General features: G+C 66.7%; 1 protein-coding gene. It reads right to left on the bottom strand.

The window, feature by feature from the left end:
• Positions 1 to 1,234, bottom strand: a 1,234-nt coding sequence (locus CXG43_RS01265) for a host specificity factor TipJ family phage tail protein (protein WP_232767524.1), incomplete at both ends; no start/stop codon positions are given.

Raw genomic sequence — 1,234 nt, forward strand, 5'->3', positions numbered from 1 at the left:
GGGGTTGGCCTCGCTGTTGCCCGGCAGGGCTGCATCGGCAGGCCAGCCATCGGCCAGCACAAGGGTGTCGCTGGTGCCGGCAAAGGGCTGTACACGCAGCACGCGGTACACACGCTCGCCCGGGATGCGCAGGCCAACAAAGGCGTTCCCTTGCGCCGGTGCCGGCACGGGCTCGTCAAGCTGCAGAGTAGCCCTGCCGCCTGCGATCGAAGCGCCCTTGACCCGCCCACCGAAGCCCCACTGGGTCATATCGTGCTGCAGCGCCAGCATCGACATCCGGCTGTAGGACAGGTGTTCGATATCGGTGCTGTAGCTGATCGCCTTGTACTGGTACAGGCTCTGCGCCAAGTGCCAGCGCGCCAGCATCACGGCATGCGCCTCGGTGGTGACGCCCTCCCCGCTCACCTGGGCCGGGTTGAGCATCGTGGTGACACCGGGGGCAGGCACTCGCAGGGTCTTGGACTGCCAGGTTGCGCTGTCCAGGTAGGTGTACTCGATGCCGTCGGCGCCGTTGGTCAGGGTGTAGTCGACCTGGAACTGGCCCTTCTTGATGTTCGCCATGTTGACCACGCCGGACAGCGGCTGCTCATCGGCGGCCCAGCCTACGGACAGCCGCCCGCGCGGCCAGCTGATCTGCCCGAACCCGGCCAGCGCCAGCACGTCCAGCACCTGCTGGTGGCTGCGGACATCCGTGATCCAGTTGTTGTAGGTGAAATTGTTGGCGGCACAGTGGAGCATGAAGGCCTTGAGGCCCTCGAGGTCGATCTGCCGTTCGGGCAGACCCATGCCGGCAACCAGCGCGCGCCCACCTGGTGCAGTGGGATCAGGCGCGTAGATGCCACGGGCATAGGCGAGGATCCATGCCCCCGCATTGCTGGTGCGCTGGGTCACCCACACCGTGCCGGTCCAGACGGGAATCGGCATGGAATGGGCAATGCAGCGGATCTCGTCCGGCGCGCCGTTGAGCTGGCCGTTGGCCTGCATCCGGATGCCGATGCGCGGGATGCCCGCATAGCTTGCCGTGTCGCGCTGCACGCTGGTCAGGGTGGTCCAGACGAACGACGCTTCAGCACCCGAGCCGTCGGTGTTGTTGCCGGCCACGCGCACGCGCACGTCGTACTGCCCCTCGGGCACGTCGATCGCATAACTGGCGCGCTGGCTCTTGTTGTTGGTGCCGCGGACGTTGTAGTTGCCGAACTCCTGCCAGTTGACCGTGCCGGCAGCGCGGTACTGG

Origin of the sequence: Stenotrophomonas sp. Bg11-02 (assembly GCF_002836635.1) — a bacterium.
GTDB lineage: Bacteria > Pseudomonadota > Gammaproteobacteria > Xanthomonadales > Xanthomonadaceae > Stenotrophomonas > Stenotrophomonas lacuserhaii.